Source organism: Pseudomonas canadensis (genome assembly GCF_000503215.1).
In the GTDB taxonomy this organism is placed as follows: Bacteria; Pseudomonadota; Gammaproteobacteria; order Pseudomonadales; family Pseudomonadaceae; genus Aquipseudomonas; species Aquipseudomonas canadensis.
Window position 1 is genome coordinate 384,711 of the sequence record NZ_AYTD01000011.1, and the last position, 15,218, is coordinate 399,928.

The 15,218-nt window shown below is 61.7% G+C and carries 15 protein-coding genes; 9 read left to right on the plus strand and 6 right to left on the minus strand.

Annotated features, from left to right (window positions below):
* Nucleotides 1-40 precede the first annotated feature (40 nt).
* The 5 genes from U367_RS0106880 to U367_RS0106900 are packed head-to-tail and all read right to left on the minus strand — an operon-like array spanning nucleotide 41 to nucleotide 4,440.
* The gene (locus tag U367_RS0106880; RefSeq protein WP_372514809.1) at nucleotides 41-787 is read right to left on the minus strand and encodes an ABC transporter permease; all 747 of its coding nucleotides are present in this window, start codon (nucleotides 785-787) and stop codon (nucleotides 41-43) included.
* Between the two features lie 11 nt (nucleotides 788-798).
* Nucleotides 799-1,998: an ABC transporter substrate-binding protein gene (locus U367_RS0106885; RefSeq protein WP_028616277.1), complete on the minus strand. Its 1,200-nt coding sequence runs from the start codon at nucleotides 1,996-1,998 to the stop codon at nucleotides 799-801.
* Nucleotides 1,985-2,788 (minus strand): ABC transporter ATP-binding protein, encoded by an 804-nt coding sequence (locus U367_RS0106890; RefSeq protein WP_028616278.1) that lies wholly within the window; start codon nucleotides 2,786-2,788, stop codon nucleotides 1,985-1,987. Before U367_RS0106890 ends, U367_RS0106885 begins: the two co-directional genes overlap by 14 nt.
* Nucleotides 2,785-3,846, minus strand: coding sequence for an acyl-CoA dehydrogenase family protein (locus U367_RS0106895; RefSeq protein WP_028616279.1), 1,062 nt, complete (start codon nucleotides 3,844-3,846; stop codon nucleotides 2,785-2,787). The genes U367_RS0106890 and U367_RS0106895 overlap by 4 nt, the downstream gene beginning before the upstream one ends.
* Before the next feature lie 33 nt (nucleotides 3,847-3,879).
* Nucleotides 3,880-4,440 (minus strand): carboxymuconolactone decarboxylase family protein, encoded by a 561-nt coding sequence (locus tag U367_RS0106900; RefSeq protein WP_028616280.1) that lies wholly within the window; start codon nucleotides 4,438-4,440, stop codon nucleotides 3,880-3,882.
* Nucleotides 4,441-4,542: 102 nt separating this feature from the next.
* Between U367_RS0106900 and U367_RS0106905 the strand changes: the two genes are divergently transcribed.
* Nucleotides 4,543-5,448, plus strand: a complete 906-nt coding sequence (locus tag U367_RS0106905; protein ID WP_028616281.1) for an AraC family transcriptional regulator — start codon at nucleotides 4,543-4,545, stop codon at nucleotides 5,446-5,448.
* On the opposite strand, the gene U367_RS0106910 is transcribed toward U367_RS0106905, so the two are convergent.
* Nucleotides 5,445-6,356 (minus strand): LysR family transcriptional regulator, encoded by a 912-nt coding sequence (locus tag U367_RS0106910; protein WP_028616282.1) that lies wholly within the window; start codon nucleotides 6,354-6,356, stop codon nucleotides 5,445-5,447. The genes U367_RS0106905 and U367_RS0106910 overlap by 4 nt on opposite strands.
* A gap of 118 nt (nucleotides 6,357-6,474) precedes the next feature.
* Between U367_RS0106910 and U367_RS0106915 the strand changes: the two genes are divergently transcribed.
* The 8 genes from U367_RS0106915 to glgA all read left to right on the plus strand — a co-directional run bounded on the left by U367_RS0106915 (nucleotide 6,475) and on the right by glgA (nucleotide 15,204).
* Nucleotides 6,475-7,470: an aldo/keto reductase gene (locus U367_RS0106915; RefSeq protein WP_028616283.1), complete on the plus strand. Its 996-nt coding sequence runs from the start codon at nucleotides 6,475-6,477 to the stop codon at nucleotides 7,468-7,470.
* Nucleotides 7,471-7,602: 132 nt separating this feature from the next.
* Complete coding sequence (locus U367_RS0106920) at nucleotides 7,603-9,597, plus strand: methyl-accepting chemotaxis protein (protein ID WP_028616284.1); 1,995 nt, start codon at nucleotides 7,603-7,605, stop codon at nucleotides 9,595-9,597.
* Between the two features lie 81 nt (nucleotides 9,598-9,678).
* A complete protein-coding gene (locus U367_RS0106925) occupies nucleotides 9,679-10,137 on the plus strand; it encodes an SRPBCC family protein (RefSeq protein WP_028616285.1) in 459 nt (152 codons plus the stop codon).
* Between the two features lie 97 nt (nucleotides 10,138-10,234).
* On the plus strand, nucleotides 10,235-10,681 hold the full coding sequence (locus U367_RS0106930; RefSeq protein WP_028616286.1) for a DUF411 domain-containing protein: 447 nt from the start codon (nucleotides 10,235-10,237) through the stop codon (nucleotides 10,679-10,681).
* Nucleotides 10,678-11,121, plus strand: coding sequence for a YqaA family protein (locus U367_RS0106935; RefSeq protein ID WP_028616287.1), 444 nt, complete (start codon nucleotides 10,678-10,680; stop codon nucleotides 11,119-11,121). The genes U367_RS0106930 and U367_RS0106935 overlap by 4 nt, the downstream gene beginning before the upstream one ends.
* Before the next feature lie 44 nt (nucleotides 11,122-11,165).
* Complete coding sequence (locus tag U367_RS0106940) at nucleotides 11,166-12,167, plus strand: alpha/beta fold hydrolase (protein WP_028616288.1); 1,002 nt, start codon at nucleotides 11,166-11,168, stop codon at nucleotides 12,165-12,167.
* A gap of 26 nt (nucleotides 12,168-12,193) precedes the next feature.
* Nucleotides 12,194-13,147: a D-2-hydroxyacid dehydrogenase family protein gene (locus U367_RS0106945; protein ID WP_028616289.1), complete on the plus strand. Its 954-nt coding sequence runs from the start codon at nucleotides 12,194-12,196 to the stop codon at nucleotides 13,145-13,147.
* A gap of 503 nt (nucleotides 13,148-13,650) precedes the next feature.
* Nucleotides 13,651-15,204: a glycogen synthase GlgA gene (gene glgA / locus U367_RS0106950; protein WP_073860001.1), complete on the plus strand. Its 1,554-nt coding sequence runs from the start codon at nucleotides 13,651-13,653 to the stop codon at nucleotides 15,202-15,204.
* Nucleotides 15,205-15,218: the final 14 nt, after the last annotated feature.

Below are 15,218 nucleotides of genomic sequence, written 5' to 3' on the forward strand. Positions count from 1 at the left end.
CGCTCATGTTACAGGCGATGAAAAACTTTGGCTCGACCAATCAACCGGCGTGCACCCAACGCTGGTGCAGCCAACGCGCCAAGGCATCCAGCGCAAAGCCCAGCAACCCGATCAGCAGCACCATCGCCATCAGCTCCGAGTAGGCCAGCCGATCACGGGTGTCGAGGATGTAGTAGCCCAGCCCGGCACTGACCCCGAGCATTTCGCATGGCACCAGCACGATCCACAAGATACCGATGGCCAAACGCACGCCGGTCAGCACGTGCCCGACCACTCCAGGAATGATCACCCGGCGCAAGGTCTCCCAGCGCGTCGCACTCAGGCTGCTGCTCAGCTGTAGCCAGCGCGGGTCCAACTGCCGCACGCCGGCAGCGGTATTGAGCATGATCGGCCACACGGCGGCAAACGCCAGCAGGAAATAGATCGGCTGATCCCCTACCCCCATCAGCATCACCACGATGGGCATCCACGACAGCGGCGAGATCATGCGCAGGAACTGAAAGGCCGGCGTGGTCGCCGCTTCCAGCTTGCGCGAACTGCCCACCAGCAGCCCCAACGGAACGCCTACCAACAACGCCAGGAACAACCCGACAAAAATGCGCTTCAGGCTCACAGCAATATGCACATACAGCTCACCGCGCCCCAGCAATTCCCACAGGCTACTGAAGGTGGCGGCCAGGGAAAAACGCGCAGACAACCCCTCCGTCGCGCCAAACACCTTCACCCCCAGCCACCAGAGCAACAGCAACCCCGCCAAGCCACTCAACCCGAGCAACCAGCCCGGGATTTCACGGTTGTTCAAACGCCGATCTCCTCATGCCGCTCATAGCCGTCCGGCAAACCAAAGGTCTTCATGCCGCCCACGGCCTCGATGGCGTTGCGCACGAAGCGGTCGTCCACCAGGTCCTTGGCGACGAACGCCGGGTCGAGGTCAGCGAGGAATTTCTTGTCGCCCTCGATCAGCGTGTCTTTCAAACGCCGTACCAACTCCTCGGTGTAGCTGGGGAATGGATAAGGTTGAAAGTCGATACGGTGTTCATCCCAATTGCCGTGTTGGATCGCACCGTCTGCCAGGTAGGCGGCACGGTCAGTTGCGGCGGGTGCGAGTACTTTGCTCAATACCGGCTCGGCATGCGGGGTGTAGCGATTCGGGCCGTCCTTGGACAGCAACTTCACCGCCTCTTCGCGGTTATCGCGAGTCCAGACCTGCGCCTTGACGATGGCGTTCACCACCTTCTGCGACCACTCCGGGCGGTTGACCAGGTCGTGTTCGTGCATGAACACCACGCAGCACGCGTGATTGCGCCACACGTCGCCGGTAAAGCGTTGCACGCGGCCAACCTTGAGGTTTTCCGCCAGGGCATTGAACGGCTCGGCGACGATATACCCATCGATGCGCTGGCTGGCCAGGGCCGGCGGCATGTCCGAAGGCGGCAACACGATCAGGTTGACCTCATTGGCCGCAATCGCACTGCCCGCCGCCCGCGCCACTGGCGTGAGGCCGTTGTCGCGGAACAACTGCTGCACCACCACGTTATGGATCGAATACCAGAACGGAATCGCCACCGATTTGCCGCCCAGCTGTTTCACGTCCGTGATGCCCGGCGCCACGGTCAGGCCCGAACCGCCCACATGGTTCCAGGCCACCACCTTGGCCGGGACCTTGCTGCCGTAACGTGCCCATACAGTCATGGGAGATAGCAGGTGAATCACATTGACCTGGCCCGAGATGAACGCCTCGATCACCTGCGCCCAACTGCGCAGCAACACCGGGCGCTCAGCCTTGATGCCTTCAGCGTCGAACAGGCCATTGTTGTGCGCCACCAACAACGGCGTAGCGTCGGTGATCGGCAGGTAGCCGATGCGCACCGGCGCATCCGGCTCGCTGGCGGCGCGGGCTTGCAAACTGCTGAGCAGCGGCAACGCGCCGGCGGCGCTGAGTACGGCGGAGAGTTTGAGAAAGTCGCGGCGCGAATGGGTCAGGTCATCCAGGCACATGGGCAGGCTCCAGCAGATCAAGGGGGTTGGGTTGAGGGCGGCTCGCCTGCCGTAAGGTTTTAAGGATCTCGATGCGCAGCGCGCCGATGGCTTCCACCTGTTCTTCGCGGGGTTGCGGCAGGTCGATCAGCCATTCGCCCAACGTCCGCGCCGGGCGGTTGCCCAGTAGCAGGATGCGGTCGGACAGCAGCAGCGCTTCGTCAATGTCATGGGTGATCAGCACCGCCGCCGAACCCTGTTCGCGGTTGACCTTGAGCAGCAGGTGTTGCATGTCGGCGCGGGTCACTTCGTCCAGGGCGCCGAAGGGTTCATCCAGCAACAGCACCTGAGGCTGGCGCGCCAGGCAACGGGCCAATGCGGTGCGCTGGGCCATGCCGCCGGACAGCTGCGCCGGGAATTGCTGGCGCGCATGCTCCAGGCCGACGGCGGCAATGGCATGGTCGACGCGCTGGCGGCGCTCGTCAGCGCTCAAATGGGGTTGCCGGGCGAAATCCAGGCCAAAGGCGACGTTCTTTTCCAGGCTTAGCCAGGGCAACAGACTCGGGTCCTGGAACGCCACCGCCACGCGTGGATGGGGACCCTTCAAGGGCTCGCCCAACGCGCGCACACTGCCGCCTTGCGGTGCCTGCAAACCGGCGAGGACGCGCAACAGACTGGACTTGCCCACGCCGCTGGGACCGAGGATCGACACCACTTCACCGGGTTGCAAGTGCAGGTCGAAGTGCTGTAACACCGGCCCGCTGGCATAGCCCAGGCAAATCCCCTGGGCACTCAGTACGGCACTTGTCATAGGTTGGCCTGACGCTGCAGTTCAGTACGCAATTGCACCAGGCTTGGGGTCACGATCGGCACAAACGCCGACTCACGCCAACGTCGCGCAAAACCATTGCCGTGGGCGGTGAGATAGGCCTTGCCGCCGCTGGCCTGCAACTCCAGTTGCACGGCGCTGGCGGCAGTCTCCGCCAGGGCGATGCGCAGCTTGAACAGCGGCACCGGTTCGGCGGCGAAACGCCCGGCAAGCAGACCGCTTTTCAAGTCGCGGACCAAGTGATCCAGGGTCACGCGCAGGGTTTCCAGTTCTTCGCGCAGTACCGTACGGGTCGCGCCCAGATGGTTGGCGACTTCCGCCAGGGAACGACGTGCCAACCCGATGGACATCCCGCACTGCAGGCCCAGGAACGCCGGGCGCACCGCCGGCAGGAATGTGCGTGCGTCTTCATGCAGCAGCCAATCGCGGCTCAGCTCCACGCCATGCAAATCCAGGGCGGCGGTGTTGCTTGACTGCAAGCCGAGCAGTTCCAGGTCGCGAGAGCGCTGCAAGCCCGCCACCGAGTCCGGAATGGCCAGGATAAACGGCGCGCCACCCTCCGCCAGTTCGATGGCCGCCGCCGCGACAAAACCGTTCCGTCGCAGGTTGGTCACCCAGTGCAGGCGGCCGTTGAGGGTCCAGCCATCGTTGGACGGCTCGGCACTGATCTGCAGGGTCTCAATGCCCGACAAGAACTTCATCGCATTTGACAGTCCTGTCGCCCCCGCCAACTTGCCGCTGAGCAAATCCGGCAACAGCTGTTCACGCAGCCGCGCATTCGGACTCTGCAGCAAATACTCGATAAACGAGCGCTGGCCCCAGCACACGAACGCCGCCGCCAGGGAATGGCTGGCGACATTGGCGATGGCCTCCACGGCGCCAGCCACATCGCCGCCCAGGCCGCCCAGTTGAGCCGGCACGCCGATGCGCAACACGTTGGCCTCTGCCAGCCGCGGCAGCACTTCCTGTGGATCGCAACTGCCCACGTCCAAGGCCTGCGCCTGGATGTCGAGCCAACGGCTCAAGATGGGGTCAAGCATTCCTGTTTCTCCTTTACAGCGGGTGGGCCAACTTCAGCTTGCGGGTTTTTCCCAACGGTATTGCGCCAGCTCGGGGTTCAGCGGGGTACGAGCAAACACGTTAGCGAAGTTGCACAGGGTTGCCAGGCTGACGCCCAGAATCACTTCCAGGGCCTGGCCTTCGGTGTAACCGACGGCGCGGAATGCGTCATAGCCCGCATCGCTCACATCACCCCGGGTGGCGATCACTTCGCGGGTAAAGGCAGCCAGGGTTTCATAGCGGGCATTGGGCAACTCGCCGCGTTGACGCAGGGCTTCGATGACGGCTTCCGGCAACTTGGCTTTGTTACGCGCCACCGCAGTGTGGCCGGCCACGCAGAAATCGCAGCCGTGGGTGGTGGCGGCAATCAGTTGCACCACCTCGCGATCGGCGAGGCCGAGTTCGGATTTGGCGTTCAAAGCGGAGACGGTGATGTAAGTTTCCAGCGCGGCCGGCGCATTGGCCAGCACCGCAAGCAAATTGGGGATGAAGCCCGAGCCTTTCAGCGCGTTTTCCAGGAAAGGCTTGGCCGCTTCCGGCGCGGTTTCAGGGGTGAGCAAGGGTACACGGGACATGGAGCAGTCTCCTGATGGGTTCGTGTATCCAGTCTGTTGGTTATAAAAAATCGCCTCAATAGTCTAAAGTAGCGATTACTTGCTCTTGAGTCTTTCCATTAGATGAATTCGTCCAGTGCACTTGTCGATTGGTTATTAGACAGCCTCGAACTCGACACCAGCCTATTCCATGTAGGTCGTTATTGCGGCGACTGGCATGCAAGCACCCACGGCCTGGCGAGCGCGAGTTTCCACCTGATCGTGCAGGGCCAGTGCTGGCTGCATATCGACGGCGACGCCACGCCTCATCGCCTCGACAACGGCGATGCGGTGTTCCTGCTGCGCGACCTTGAATATCGCCTCTCCGGCGAGCCCACGGCGGTGGGTGCGCAGGAATGCCCGCGTGTGCCAATGGTGCCCCTGGACAGCGCCGCCAGCGATGGCGTCGGCCTGGTGTGTGGGTTCTTTCACTTCCAGTCCGGTCTGTCGGCGATGATTGTCGACACCCTGCCCGCGTGGATCATCCTGCGGGCGGGCGATCCCTCGCTGACTGCCGCGCGCAACCTGTTCGAACTGATCCTGCAAGAATGCCAGCGCCTGCCTGCGCCCTCCTCGGCCTTGCTGGAACGGCTTTGCCACCTGCTGTTTCTATATGTACTGCGCCAACAGGTGCTGGATAACAGCGAACTGGGCGGCCTGGCGGCGCTGGGTCGGCAGCCGGCGTTTGCCGGTTTGCTGGAACAGTTGATCGCGCACCCGGCCGATGCCTGGACTCTGGAAAGCATGGCCGCCTGTACCGGGCTGTCGCGTTCGGCGTTTTTCAAGCGCTTCAATGAACTGTGCGGGCAGTCACCGGGCCAGGTGCTACTGATGATGCGCATGCGCCATGCCTGCCAGTTATTCAAGCAGGACCAGACGGTGGCGGATGTCGCGCTGGCGGTGGGTTATCAGTCAGTGGCGGCGTTTACCCGGGCGTTTCACAAGGTGACGGGGCAACAGCCTGGGGCCTATCGAAAGGCACAGGCTTAGCGTCGCAAACCGGTGCCGGGGGTGGCGCAGAGTTCGACCAGCCAATCCACAAACACCCGCACGCGTTGGGACAGTTGGCGGTGCGGCGGGTACAGCGCCGTCAAGGCCATTGTCGGCACGGCAAACCGGGGCAGTACTTCCACCAGGGTGCCTTGGGCCAGTCGTTCTCTGGCGTGATAGTACGGCGCCTGGATCAACCCATAGCCTGCTTCGCAAGCGCAGAAGTAGCCGTCGGCGCTGTTGACTGCGACCACCTTTGGCAAATTGAGCGTGCGCAATTGGGAGGCGAGTAGAAACTCCAAGCCAAACCGTTTGCCACTGGCGGCCGAGACGTATTCGACCATCTGATGGTGGGCTAAGTCGTCGAGCGTGTCGGGCACCCCCATATGGTCGAGGTAAGCGGGGCTGGCCAGGGTGATTTGATCCATCATCGCCAGCGGTCGCGCCACCAGTGAATCGTCCAGCGCCAGGCCACCGCGCAGCACACAATCGACGCCTTCACGGATCAGGTCCACCGGCCGGTCATTCAAGCCGATTTCCAACTCAATCTGCGGATACAGGGCAGTGAACGTGGGCAGTGCGGGTATCACCAGATACCGGCCAATACCCGCCGGCATATCAATGCTCAACGTGCCACGTGGGTTCTGCCGACTGGCGGAAAACACCGCTTCAGTTTCCTCAAGGTCCGACAGCAATTGCACACAGCGCTGGTAATACGCGGCGCCATCCAGTGTCGGGCTAACCTGCCGTGTAGTGCGTTGCAATAGTTGCACGCCGAGGTGCGCCTCCAATTGCTTGATCAGCACCGTCACCGAGGCACGGGGCAGTTGCAGGCTGTCGGCGGCCTTGGCAAAGCCCCGCAGTTCGACGATCCGGGTGAACACGCGCATCGCGTTGAAACGGTCCAAGCGCCGGCTCCTTGAGCTGATTATTTAGAAATACCGAATAGTGTTAGTGCTTTTAGCCGGTTTATCCCGATTTTGTCGAGCGTGACAATGCAGGCCTTCCCAACCAGGAGCTGACCCCATGCACACCCGTCCACTCGGTACCAACGGTCCCCTCGTCTCCGCCATCGGCCTCGGCTGCATGGGCATGAGCGATTTCTACACGCCCGGCAGCGACACCCGGGAAGCCACCGCGACCCTGCACCGCGCGTTGGAACTCGGTGTCAACTTTCTGGATACCGCCGACATCTACGGCCCGCACACCAATGAAGAACTGATCGGCAAAGCCATCACGGGTAAACGTGACCAAGTGTTCCTGGCCAGCAAATTCGGCATTGTGCGCGACCCGGCCAACCCGGCGTTGCGTGGCGTCAACGGTCGCCCCGAGTACATTCGCAAGGCGATTGACGGCACGCTGCAACGCCTCGGCGTCGACACACTGGACCTGTACTACCAGCACCGCATCGACCCGGATGTCGCCATCGAAGAAACCGTCGGCGCCATGGCCGAGTTGGTGCAACAAGGCAAAGTGCGTTATCTGGGATTGAGCGAAGCGTCCGCCGCGACCTTGGAACGGGCCCATAACGTGCATCCCATCAGCGCCCTGCAAAGCGAATATTCGCTGTGGAGCCGCGATCAGGAACACAACGGCTGCCTCGCCGCCTGCCAACGTCTGGGCATTGCTTTTGTGCCTTATAGCCCGCTGGGGCGTGGTTTCCTCACCGGCGCCCTGCAAAGTCCGGATGATTTTAGTGCCGATGACTACCGCCGCTTCAGCCCGCGTTTCCAGGGCGAAAACTTCGGCAAGAACCTGGAACTGGTCAAGCGAGTGCAGGCACTGGCCGCCGACAAAGGCGTGAGTGCCGGTCAACTCGCGCTGGCCTGGGTACTGGCGCAGGGTGACTTCATTATTCCGATTCCCGGCACCAAGCAGCGCAAGTACTTGGAAGAGAACGTTGCCGCCCTCGAGATCAGCCTCAGCCCGGCCGAATTGGCGGCGCTGGAAGCGATCTTCCCTGTCGAGGCAACCGCTGGCCTGCGTTACCCGGAAGCGGTAATGGCCATGCTGGATATCTGACCGAAGGAGCGCCCTCGCCAGGCGCTCGTTTTCTTGCACGACCGTACCTAAAGCTCCTCCTCGCCAAGCCGATAGCCCGACGAAGCTCCAACAAAGCCACGTCGGTGATAAATGCTTCGTAAGGACGACCCCATGCCCCCACTGCGCTCCATCCAAGCCCGCTATACCCTGTTCCTGGTGCTGTTCGTCCTGGTGTTATTTGTGTTGACCGTAGTGGGCATCGGCCAGTTGGTCGCGCCCACGTTGCGTCACACCGAAGAACAGGTGGTGCTCAACCGCATCGCCGAGGTGGCTGAACAGATCCAGGGCGAGCTGAACAAGGTTCAGTCCCAGCAACGCAGCATCACCCAGACCATCCCGTTGCTCGACAGCGATGCCATCGACAAGGTCCTGCCTGGCCTGGTCGACCAGTACGGCGAGCTGAAAGTCTTCGGTGGCGGGATCTGGCCGCTGCCCAACCAGCGCACACCGGGGCGCAACAAGCACAGCACGTTCTGGCACCGGGATGCTTCGGGCAAACTGGCAGTCAACACTTTCTGGAACAGCGACCCCGCCCCCAACTATTACGACCAGAGCTGGTACAAAGGCGGCCTGGCCTCCCCGCGTGGCCAGTGCGCCTGGGCGGCCGCTTATAAGGACGACGCCAGCCAGGAGCCACGCACCAACTGCGCCATGGCAATCCAGCGCGACGGCGTGCCGTACGGCGTCGCCACCATCGACGTGACCCTGGGCTTCTTTAATGACTTGGTAGCCAGTAAAGAAAAAGACATCGGCGGGCAAATGCTGATCTTCGAGGGCGACGGCAAGATCATCAGCAACAGTTCGCGCATCAGCGGCCCGGTGGTGTTGAAAAACATCAGCGAACTCACCGGCACCTCGGCGTTTGCCGCCCAGGTCAGCAAGGCCCTGACCAATCGAGACCAGGCGCTGCAGCGTAGCGAGTTCGACAATCAGGGCGTGGCCAGCACTTTCTATATGCGCCCGATCGGTGGCACGCCGTGGTTCCTCGCCACCGCCCTGTCTACCTCGCTGATCACTGCACAGCGCGATGACGTACTCGGCACCCTGGCTCTGCTGCAAATCCCCATGGTGTTGCTGCTGGTGCTGCTCGCGGTGTATGCGATCCGCCAACTGGTGCAGCGCATGAAATCGCTGAAATCCAATATCGACGCGCTGTCTGCCGGCGATGCCGACCTGACGCGACGCATCACCATCCGTGCCGAAGACGAGCTAGGCGCCATTGGCCACTCAGTGAACCGTTTTATCGTCTACCTGCAGAACATGATTGGTGAAGTGACCCAGGCCACCGGCGCCATGTCGTCGAGCCTTGAGCAACTGCAACGGACCTCGGCGCACACCAATCAGATCCTGGTGCGACATGCCTCGGAGACCGATCAGACGGTCACCGCCATTACCGAAATGAGCTCCACCGCCGACACCGTCGCGCAAAACGCCGCCGAAACCGCCGCGTTCACCCAGCGCGCCAACGAGCATGCCGACCGCTCCCGCGTGGTGGTGGGTGAAGCATCCACCAGCGTCAGCGCCTTGATCGGCGAAGTGTCCAGCGCCACCCACAGCGTGGAAAACATGCGCCAGGACGCCGCACGCATCACTGAAACCCTCGGTGTGATTGGTGCGATTGCCGGCCAGACCAACCTGCTCGCCCTCAACGCGGCGATTGAAGCCGCGCGTGCTGGCGAGCAAGGCCGGGGCTTTGCGGTGGTGGCCGATGAAGTGCGTGCGCTGGCTGCCCGCACCCAGGCCAGCACCTCGCAGATCAACGACATGCTCACGCGCCTGACCGCGGGCGTCAGCTCCTCGGTGGCCGCCATGGAAAACACCCAGGCCAGTTGCCAGTCGGCGGCGGATGCCACGGCACGGGTAAACACTGGCCTGGATGAAATGGCCGGTTCGGTCAGCCATATCAACAACCTCAGCACCCAGATCGCCACGGCGGCCGAGCAGCAGAGCGCGGTGACCGAGGAGATCAACCGCAGCATGGTGCAGATCCGACAAATGGTCGAAGAACTGGTGCAGAGCGGCCATGCCACCGAAACCAATACCCAAAGCCTGCTGGAGGCGAATGGCCGGGTGATTGCCTTGATGGGTCGATTCAAGGTGCGCTGATAAACGGCTGAAACACTCCCGTGCAATGTGCGGGAGTGGGACTATTCTGACAGCTCCTAGTCGCAACACAGGAGGTGTGCCATGCGAGCTGCCGAGCAGTCGGTCCGTTTGGAGCGGATCAGTCAGGAACGCTTTATCCGAGCCCCTATCGAAGCCGTCTACGAGTATGTGACCCAACCGGATCGCTGGCACGAATGGCACCCCACGTCCCTCAGCGCCGATACCGGCAACGCCGGTTCATTGCCTGCCGGTGCACGTTTTACCGAGTTCATTGACTTGCTGGGGGTGCGCGTGCCCATGAGTTACCGCGTGCAGATCGCCCGGCGCCCTGGCGAGTTCAAGACGGTGTTCACCTCCCTGGCCGTTGATGGCTCCATTCACTACTACCTGCTGCCTCATCAGGGCGGCACGCTGTTCAAGCGGGTGCTGACCTACGAGACCGAGCTGCAACTGGCCACCTTGCATGAACGCATGATCGAGTTGTCTACCATTGCCCTGGACCAGCTCAAGCACCGCTTGGAAAACCCTCCCTTCGTATAATTTGGAAACATTCCCAACCGGTAGGCGCTGGCTTGCCTGCGATGACAGCGTCATGATCGCCGCCATCCCGACGGCCTTCTCCTACACGCGAGTTCCTATGAAAACCACATTGCGCCTGGCCCTGCTGTCAGCCCTGTTCACCACCACCCTGGCCCAGGCCGCCGACCTGATTCCCATCGACGTGCACCGTGACGCCAACTGCGGTTGCTGCAAAAAATGGATCAGTCACCTGGAAAGCAACGGTTTCAAGGTCAATGACCACGTCGAAGCCGACATGAGCGCCGTCAAGCAACGCCTGGGCGTGGCGCCGCGCCTGGGTTCGTGTCACACCGCCGTGATCGACGGCAAGTTCGTCGAAGGCCACGTGCCCGCCGAACAGGTGCTGGCGTTGCGCAATCGCGATGACCTGCTGGGCGTCGCCGCGCCGGGCATGCCCATGGGCTCACCGGGCATGGAAGTCGAAGGCCGCAGCGAGGACTATCAAGTCATCGGCCTGACCCGTGAAGGCAAAGACGTGGTGGTGGCGCAATACCCGGCGCAATGATCGCCGGCTATCTAGGGTTATTCTTCGCGGCGTTTGGCGCCGCGACGCTGTTGCCTCTGCAATCGGAAGCCGTGCTGGTGGGCCTGCTGCTCAGCGGGCATTACAGCCTGTGGCTGCTGCTGGGCGCTGCCACGCTGGGCAATGTGCTGGGCTCCGTGGTGAACTGGTGGTTGGGGCGTTGGGTTGAGCACTTCAAGGGGCGGCGCTGGTTTCCCGTCAGTGACAAGCAGTTGGACAAGGCTCGTTACCATTACGAGCGCTGGGGCCATTGGACGTTGTTGCTTAGCTGGGTACCAATCATTGGCGACCCACTCACCTTGGTGGCCGGGGTGATGCGTGAGCCGTTGTGGCGATTCCTGCTGCTGGTGACGCTGGCCAAAAGCCTGCGTTATGGCGTACTCGCTGCCGTGACCTTGCACTGGGTGTTAATCCCCAGTTAATCGCCCCGCAACAGCATCCGAGCACCCTTCTCGGAGCCTTGCCAATGCCTCTGATCCGCGCTTTTTGCATCGCCGGCCTGCTCGCCGCCAGTACCGCACCCGCCTTCGCTGCCACCTATGGCCCCGAGCTGCAAGGCTTTGAATACCCCTATCCACTCAAGCATTTCGACTTTCAATCCCAGGGCAAGTCCCTGCAGATGGGCTATATGGACGTGCCCGCCAAAGGGCAGGCCAACGGCCGCAGCGTGGTGCTGATGCACGGCAAGAACTTCTGCGGCGCCACCTGGGAAGGCTCGATCAAGGCCCTGAGCGACGCCGGTTACCGGGTCATTGCGCCGGACCAGATCGGTTTTTGCAGCTCCAGCAAGCCCGACCATTATCAATACAGTTTCCAGCAGTTGGCGACCAACACCCATCAACTGCTGGAAAAACTCGGCATTCAAAAGGCCACCGTTATTGGTCATTCCACCGGTGGCATGCTCGCCACCCGGTATGCGCTGATGTACCCCGAGCAGACCGAACAGCTGGCGATGGTCAACCCGATTGGCCTGGAAGACTGGAAGGCGCTGGGCGTGCCGTCGCTCACCGTCGACCAATGGTATGCGCGTGAACTGAAAGTCAGCGCCGACGGCATTCGCAACTACCAACTCAACACCTATTACGTCGGACGCTGGAAGCCCGAGTACGAGCGTTGGGTAGACATGTACGCCGGCCTGAGCAACGGCCCGGGGCATACCCTGGTCGCATGGAACTCGGCGTTGATTTACGACATGATCTTCACCCAGCCGGTGTACTACGAGTTCAAGAACCTGCAAATGCCCACACTGCTGCTGATCGGCACATCCGATAACACCGCTATTGGCAAGGACGTTGCACCGCCGGCAGTCAAGGCCAAGCTCGGCAACTATGCCGTGTTGGGCAAGCAAGTGGCCAAGTTGATTCCCCATGCAACCCTGGTGGAGTTCCCGGGCTTGGGGCATGCACCGCAGATGGAGGAACCGGCCCAGTTTCATAAAGCGCTGTTGCAGGGTTTGAACGCCCTTTAATCCAACCTTTTTCGAGGCACTCGTGAATGTCGGTACAGATTGCAGTCATTGATGATTGGCAGAATGTGGCCAGTGGCGTGGTGGATTGGTCGGTGCTTGAGGCCGTGGGCCAGGTGCATTTCCTGCACGATTACCCGGCCGGTACCGCCGCCATGATCGAGCGTTTGCAGAGCTTCGAGGTGATTTGCGTGATGCGCGAACGCTCGACCTTCGACAAGACCCTGCTGCAAGGTCTGCCCAAACTTAAATTGCTGGTCACTGGCGGCATGCGCAACGCGGCCATCGACATTCCTGCGGCCAAGGCGCTGGGCATCACGGTCTGCGGCACCGACAGCTATAAACACGCTGCGCCGGAATTGACCTGGGCGCTGATCATGGCCTCCACCCGCAATCTGCTGGCCGAGGCCAATTCCTTGCGCGCCGGCCACTGGCAGATTGGCCTGGGCGGTGACCTGCATGGCAAGACCCTAGGCATTCTCGGCCTCGGCAGCATCGGCCAGAAAGTGGCCCAGTTTGCCCAGGTGTTCGGCATGCGGGTGATTGCCTGGAGTGAAAACCTCACGCCGGAACGCGCGGCGGAATCGGGCGTGACCTGGGTCAGCAAGCAAGCGTTGTTTGAACAGGCGGATATTCTCACCGTCCACCTGGTGCTCAGCGACCGCAGCCGTGGGTTGGTGGATGCCGAAGCAATGAGCTGGATGAAACCAAGCGCTCGCTTGGTCAATACGGCGCGCGGGCCGATTGTGGATGAGTCGGCGCTGGTGCAGGCGTTGGAAAACGGTCGCTTGGCGGGAGCGGCGCTGGATGTGTATGCCGAGGAGCCGTTGCCGGTGGATCACCCCTTCCGCCGCCTGCCCAATGTGCTGGCGACGCCGCATGTGGGGTATGTGAGTGAACAGAATTACCGGCAGTTTTACGCGCAGATGATCGAAGATATTCACGCGTGGGCGAGCGGCGTGCCCATTCGCGTGCTGGGCTGACGCACCATTCAAGGGCAACCCGCACCCGCTTGGTGTTCACTGAACCTTGTGTTGAGCAGGCTTGCCCTGCGCTGGGGCGCTAAGCGGCGCTGATGTCGAGATCCGGTCGGGAGCGCTTCGCACTCCAGCGCAGGGCAAGCCTGCTCCCTGCATACCGGTGTTTTCTACGAGAGCATATGGTTACAAGTTTTTGTCCTACAAAATTCCCCCAGAAACCCTACGCGCTCTAGGATCTGTCCTAGACTCATGACCGATGGGTCCGTTCGAAAACAAAAACCCCGCAAAAAATCGAAACTTTCCAACTCTGCCGTAGGTCCAGTTTTAAGGTAAGGCGTGCACGCGTGGTTCACGCGAAATGCCCGTCCATCCAATCTTTTTTGGCTAACCGTGCAACTGGCATACGCCTTGCCAGTTTGTACAGTGCTTGTGCGCCTGGCCGCAGGATGTGGCCATCGGAGCTAATGGCAGCGGGCCATTAGCCGACCAACATGTGGGAGAGAACTATGATCAGTGCCGCTGTAGATATTCAGGGAGAGCGTGTCAGTCAGCCGGTAGGGGGACCTTCGTTGGTCGACCTGCCCACCACTGTGCGGCCGATCGTGAGTCAGAATCCTAATCGCAAGAAAGTCCTGTTCGTGACCTCTGAATTTGCCGACCTGGTGAAAACCGGCGGCCTGGGCGACGTGTCCGCGGCCCTGCCCCGCGCCATGGCCCACCTGCACGACGTGCGGGTGTTGATTCCCGGTTACCCGCAGGTGATGGAGAGCGATAACCCGATCCATATCATCGGTGAGCTGGGTGGCCACGCCGCGCTGCCGCCGTGCAAGATCGGGCGCATGGACCTCAAGGACGGCCTGGTCATTTATGTCCTGATCTGCCCCGAGCTGTACGAGCGCGAAGGCACACCCTACGGCGCCAATAACGGCCGCGACTGGCCGGACAACCACATTCGTTTCGCCCGCCTGGGCCTGGCCGCCGCCGACATGGCCGCCAACCTTGCGCAAATCCACTGGTGCCCGGACCTGGTGCACGCCCACGACTGGCCCGCTGGCCTGGCGCCGGCATACATGCACTGGCGTGGGTCACGCACGCCGACGCTGTTCACCATTCATAACCTGGCTTATCAGGGCGTGATCAGCCTGGCCTCGACGCCGGAACTGGGCATTCCACCCCACGCCTTGCAGCAGGAAGGCATGGAGTTCTACGGCAAGATGTCGTACCTCAAGGCCGGCATGGCGTATTCCAGCCACATCACCACGGTGAGCGCCACCTACGCCCGGGAAATCACCACGCCGGAATTCGGCTGCGGCCTTGATGGCTTTCTTGCCAGCAAGACCCAGCAAGGCTTGCTCAGCGGCATTCCCAACGGCATTGAAGACAGCTGGGAAACCTCCACCGACCCGCACCTGACCCACAACTTCAACATCGGCGACTGGGAAGGCAAAGCGGTCAACGCGGCCCAAGTGCGCGAGCTGTTTGGCCTGAGTGAATCCACCGGCCCGCTGTTCGCCGTGGTCTCACGCCTGGTGTTTCAAAAAGGCCTCGACCTGACCGAAGCCGTGGCCAGCTTTATTGTCGAGCAAGGTGGGCAGATCGCGATCATCGGTCGCGGCGAGCCGGAAGAAGAAAACGCCATGCGTGAACTGGCGCTGCGCTTCCCTGGGCAGATCGGTGTGCGTATCGGCTTCAACGAGACCGATGCCCGGCGCATGTTCGCCGGCAGTGACTTCCTGCTGATGCCATCGCGCTACGAGCCGTGCGGCCTGAGCCAGATGTACGCCCAGCGCTTCGGCTCGCTGCCCGTTGCGCGTAATACCGGCGGCTTGGCCGACACCATCGAAAATGGCGTGACAGGCTTCCTGTTCAATGAATCCACAGTCGAGAGTTACAAAGAAGCCTTGAGCCGCGCGTTCAAGGTGTTTGCCTACCCTGGCCTGCTCAATGCCATGCGCTGCCGAGCGATGACGCAACCGTTCAACTGGAGCCAGGCGGTGGAACCCTACGCCGAACTGTACGAACAGCTTGTGGCCAAGGCCTTGGGGAAATCCGCTAAATAATCAACGGGAGGTCT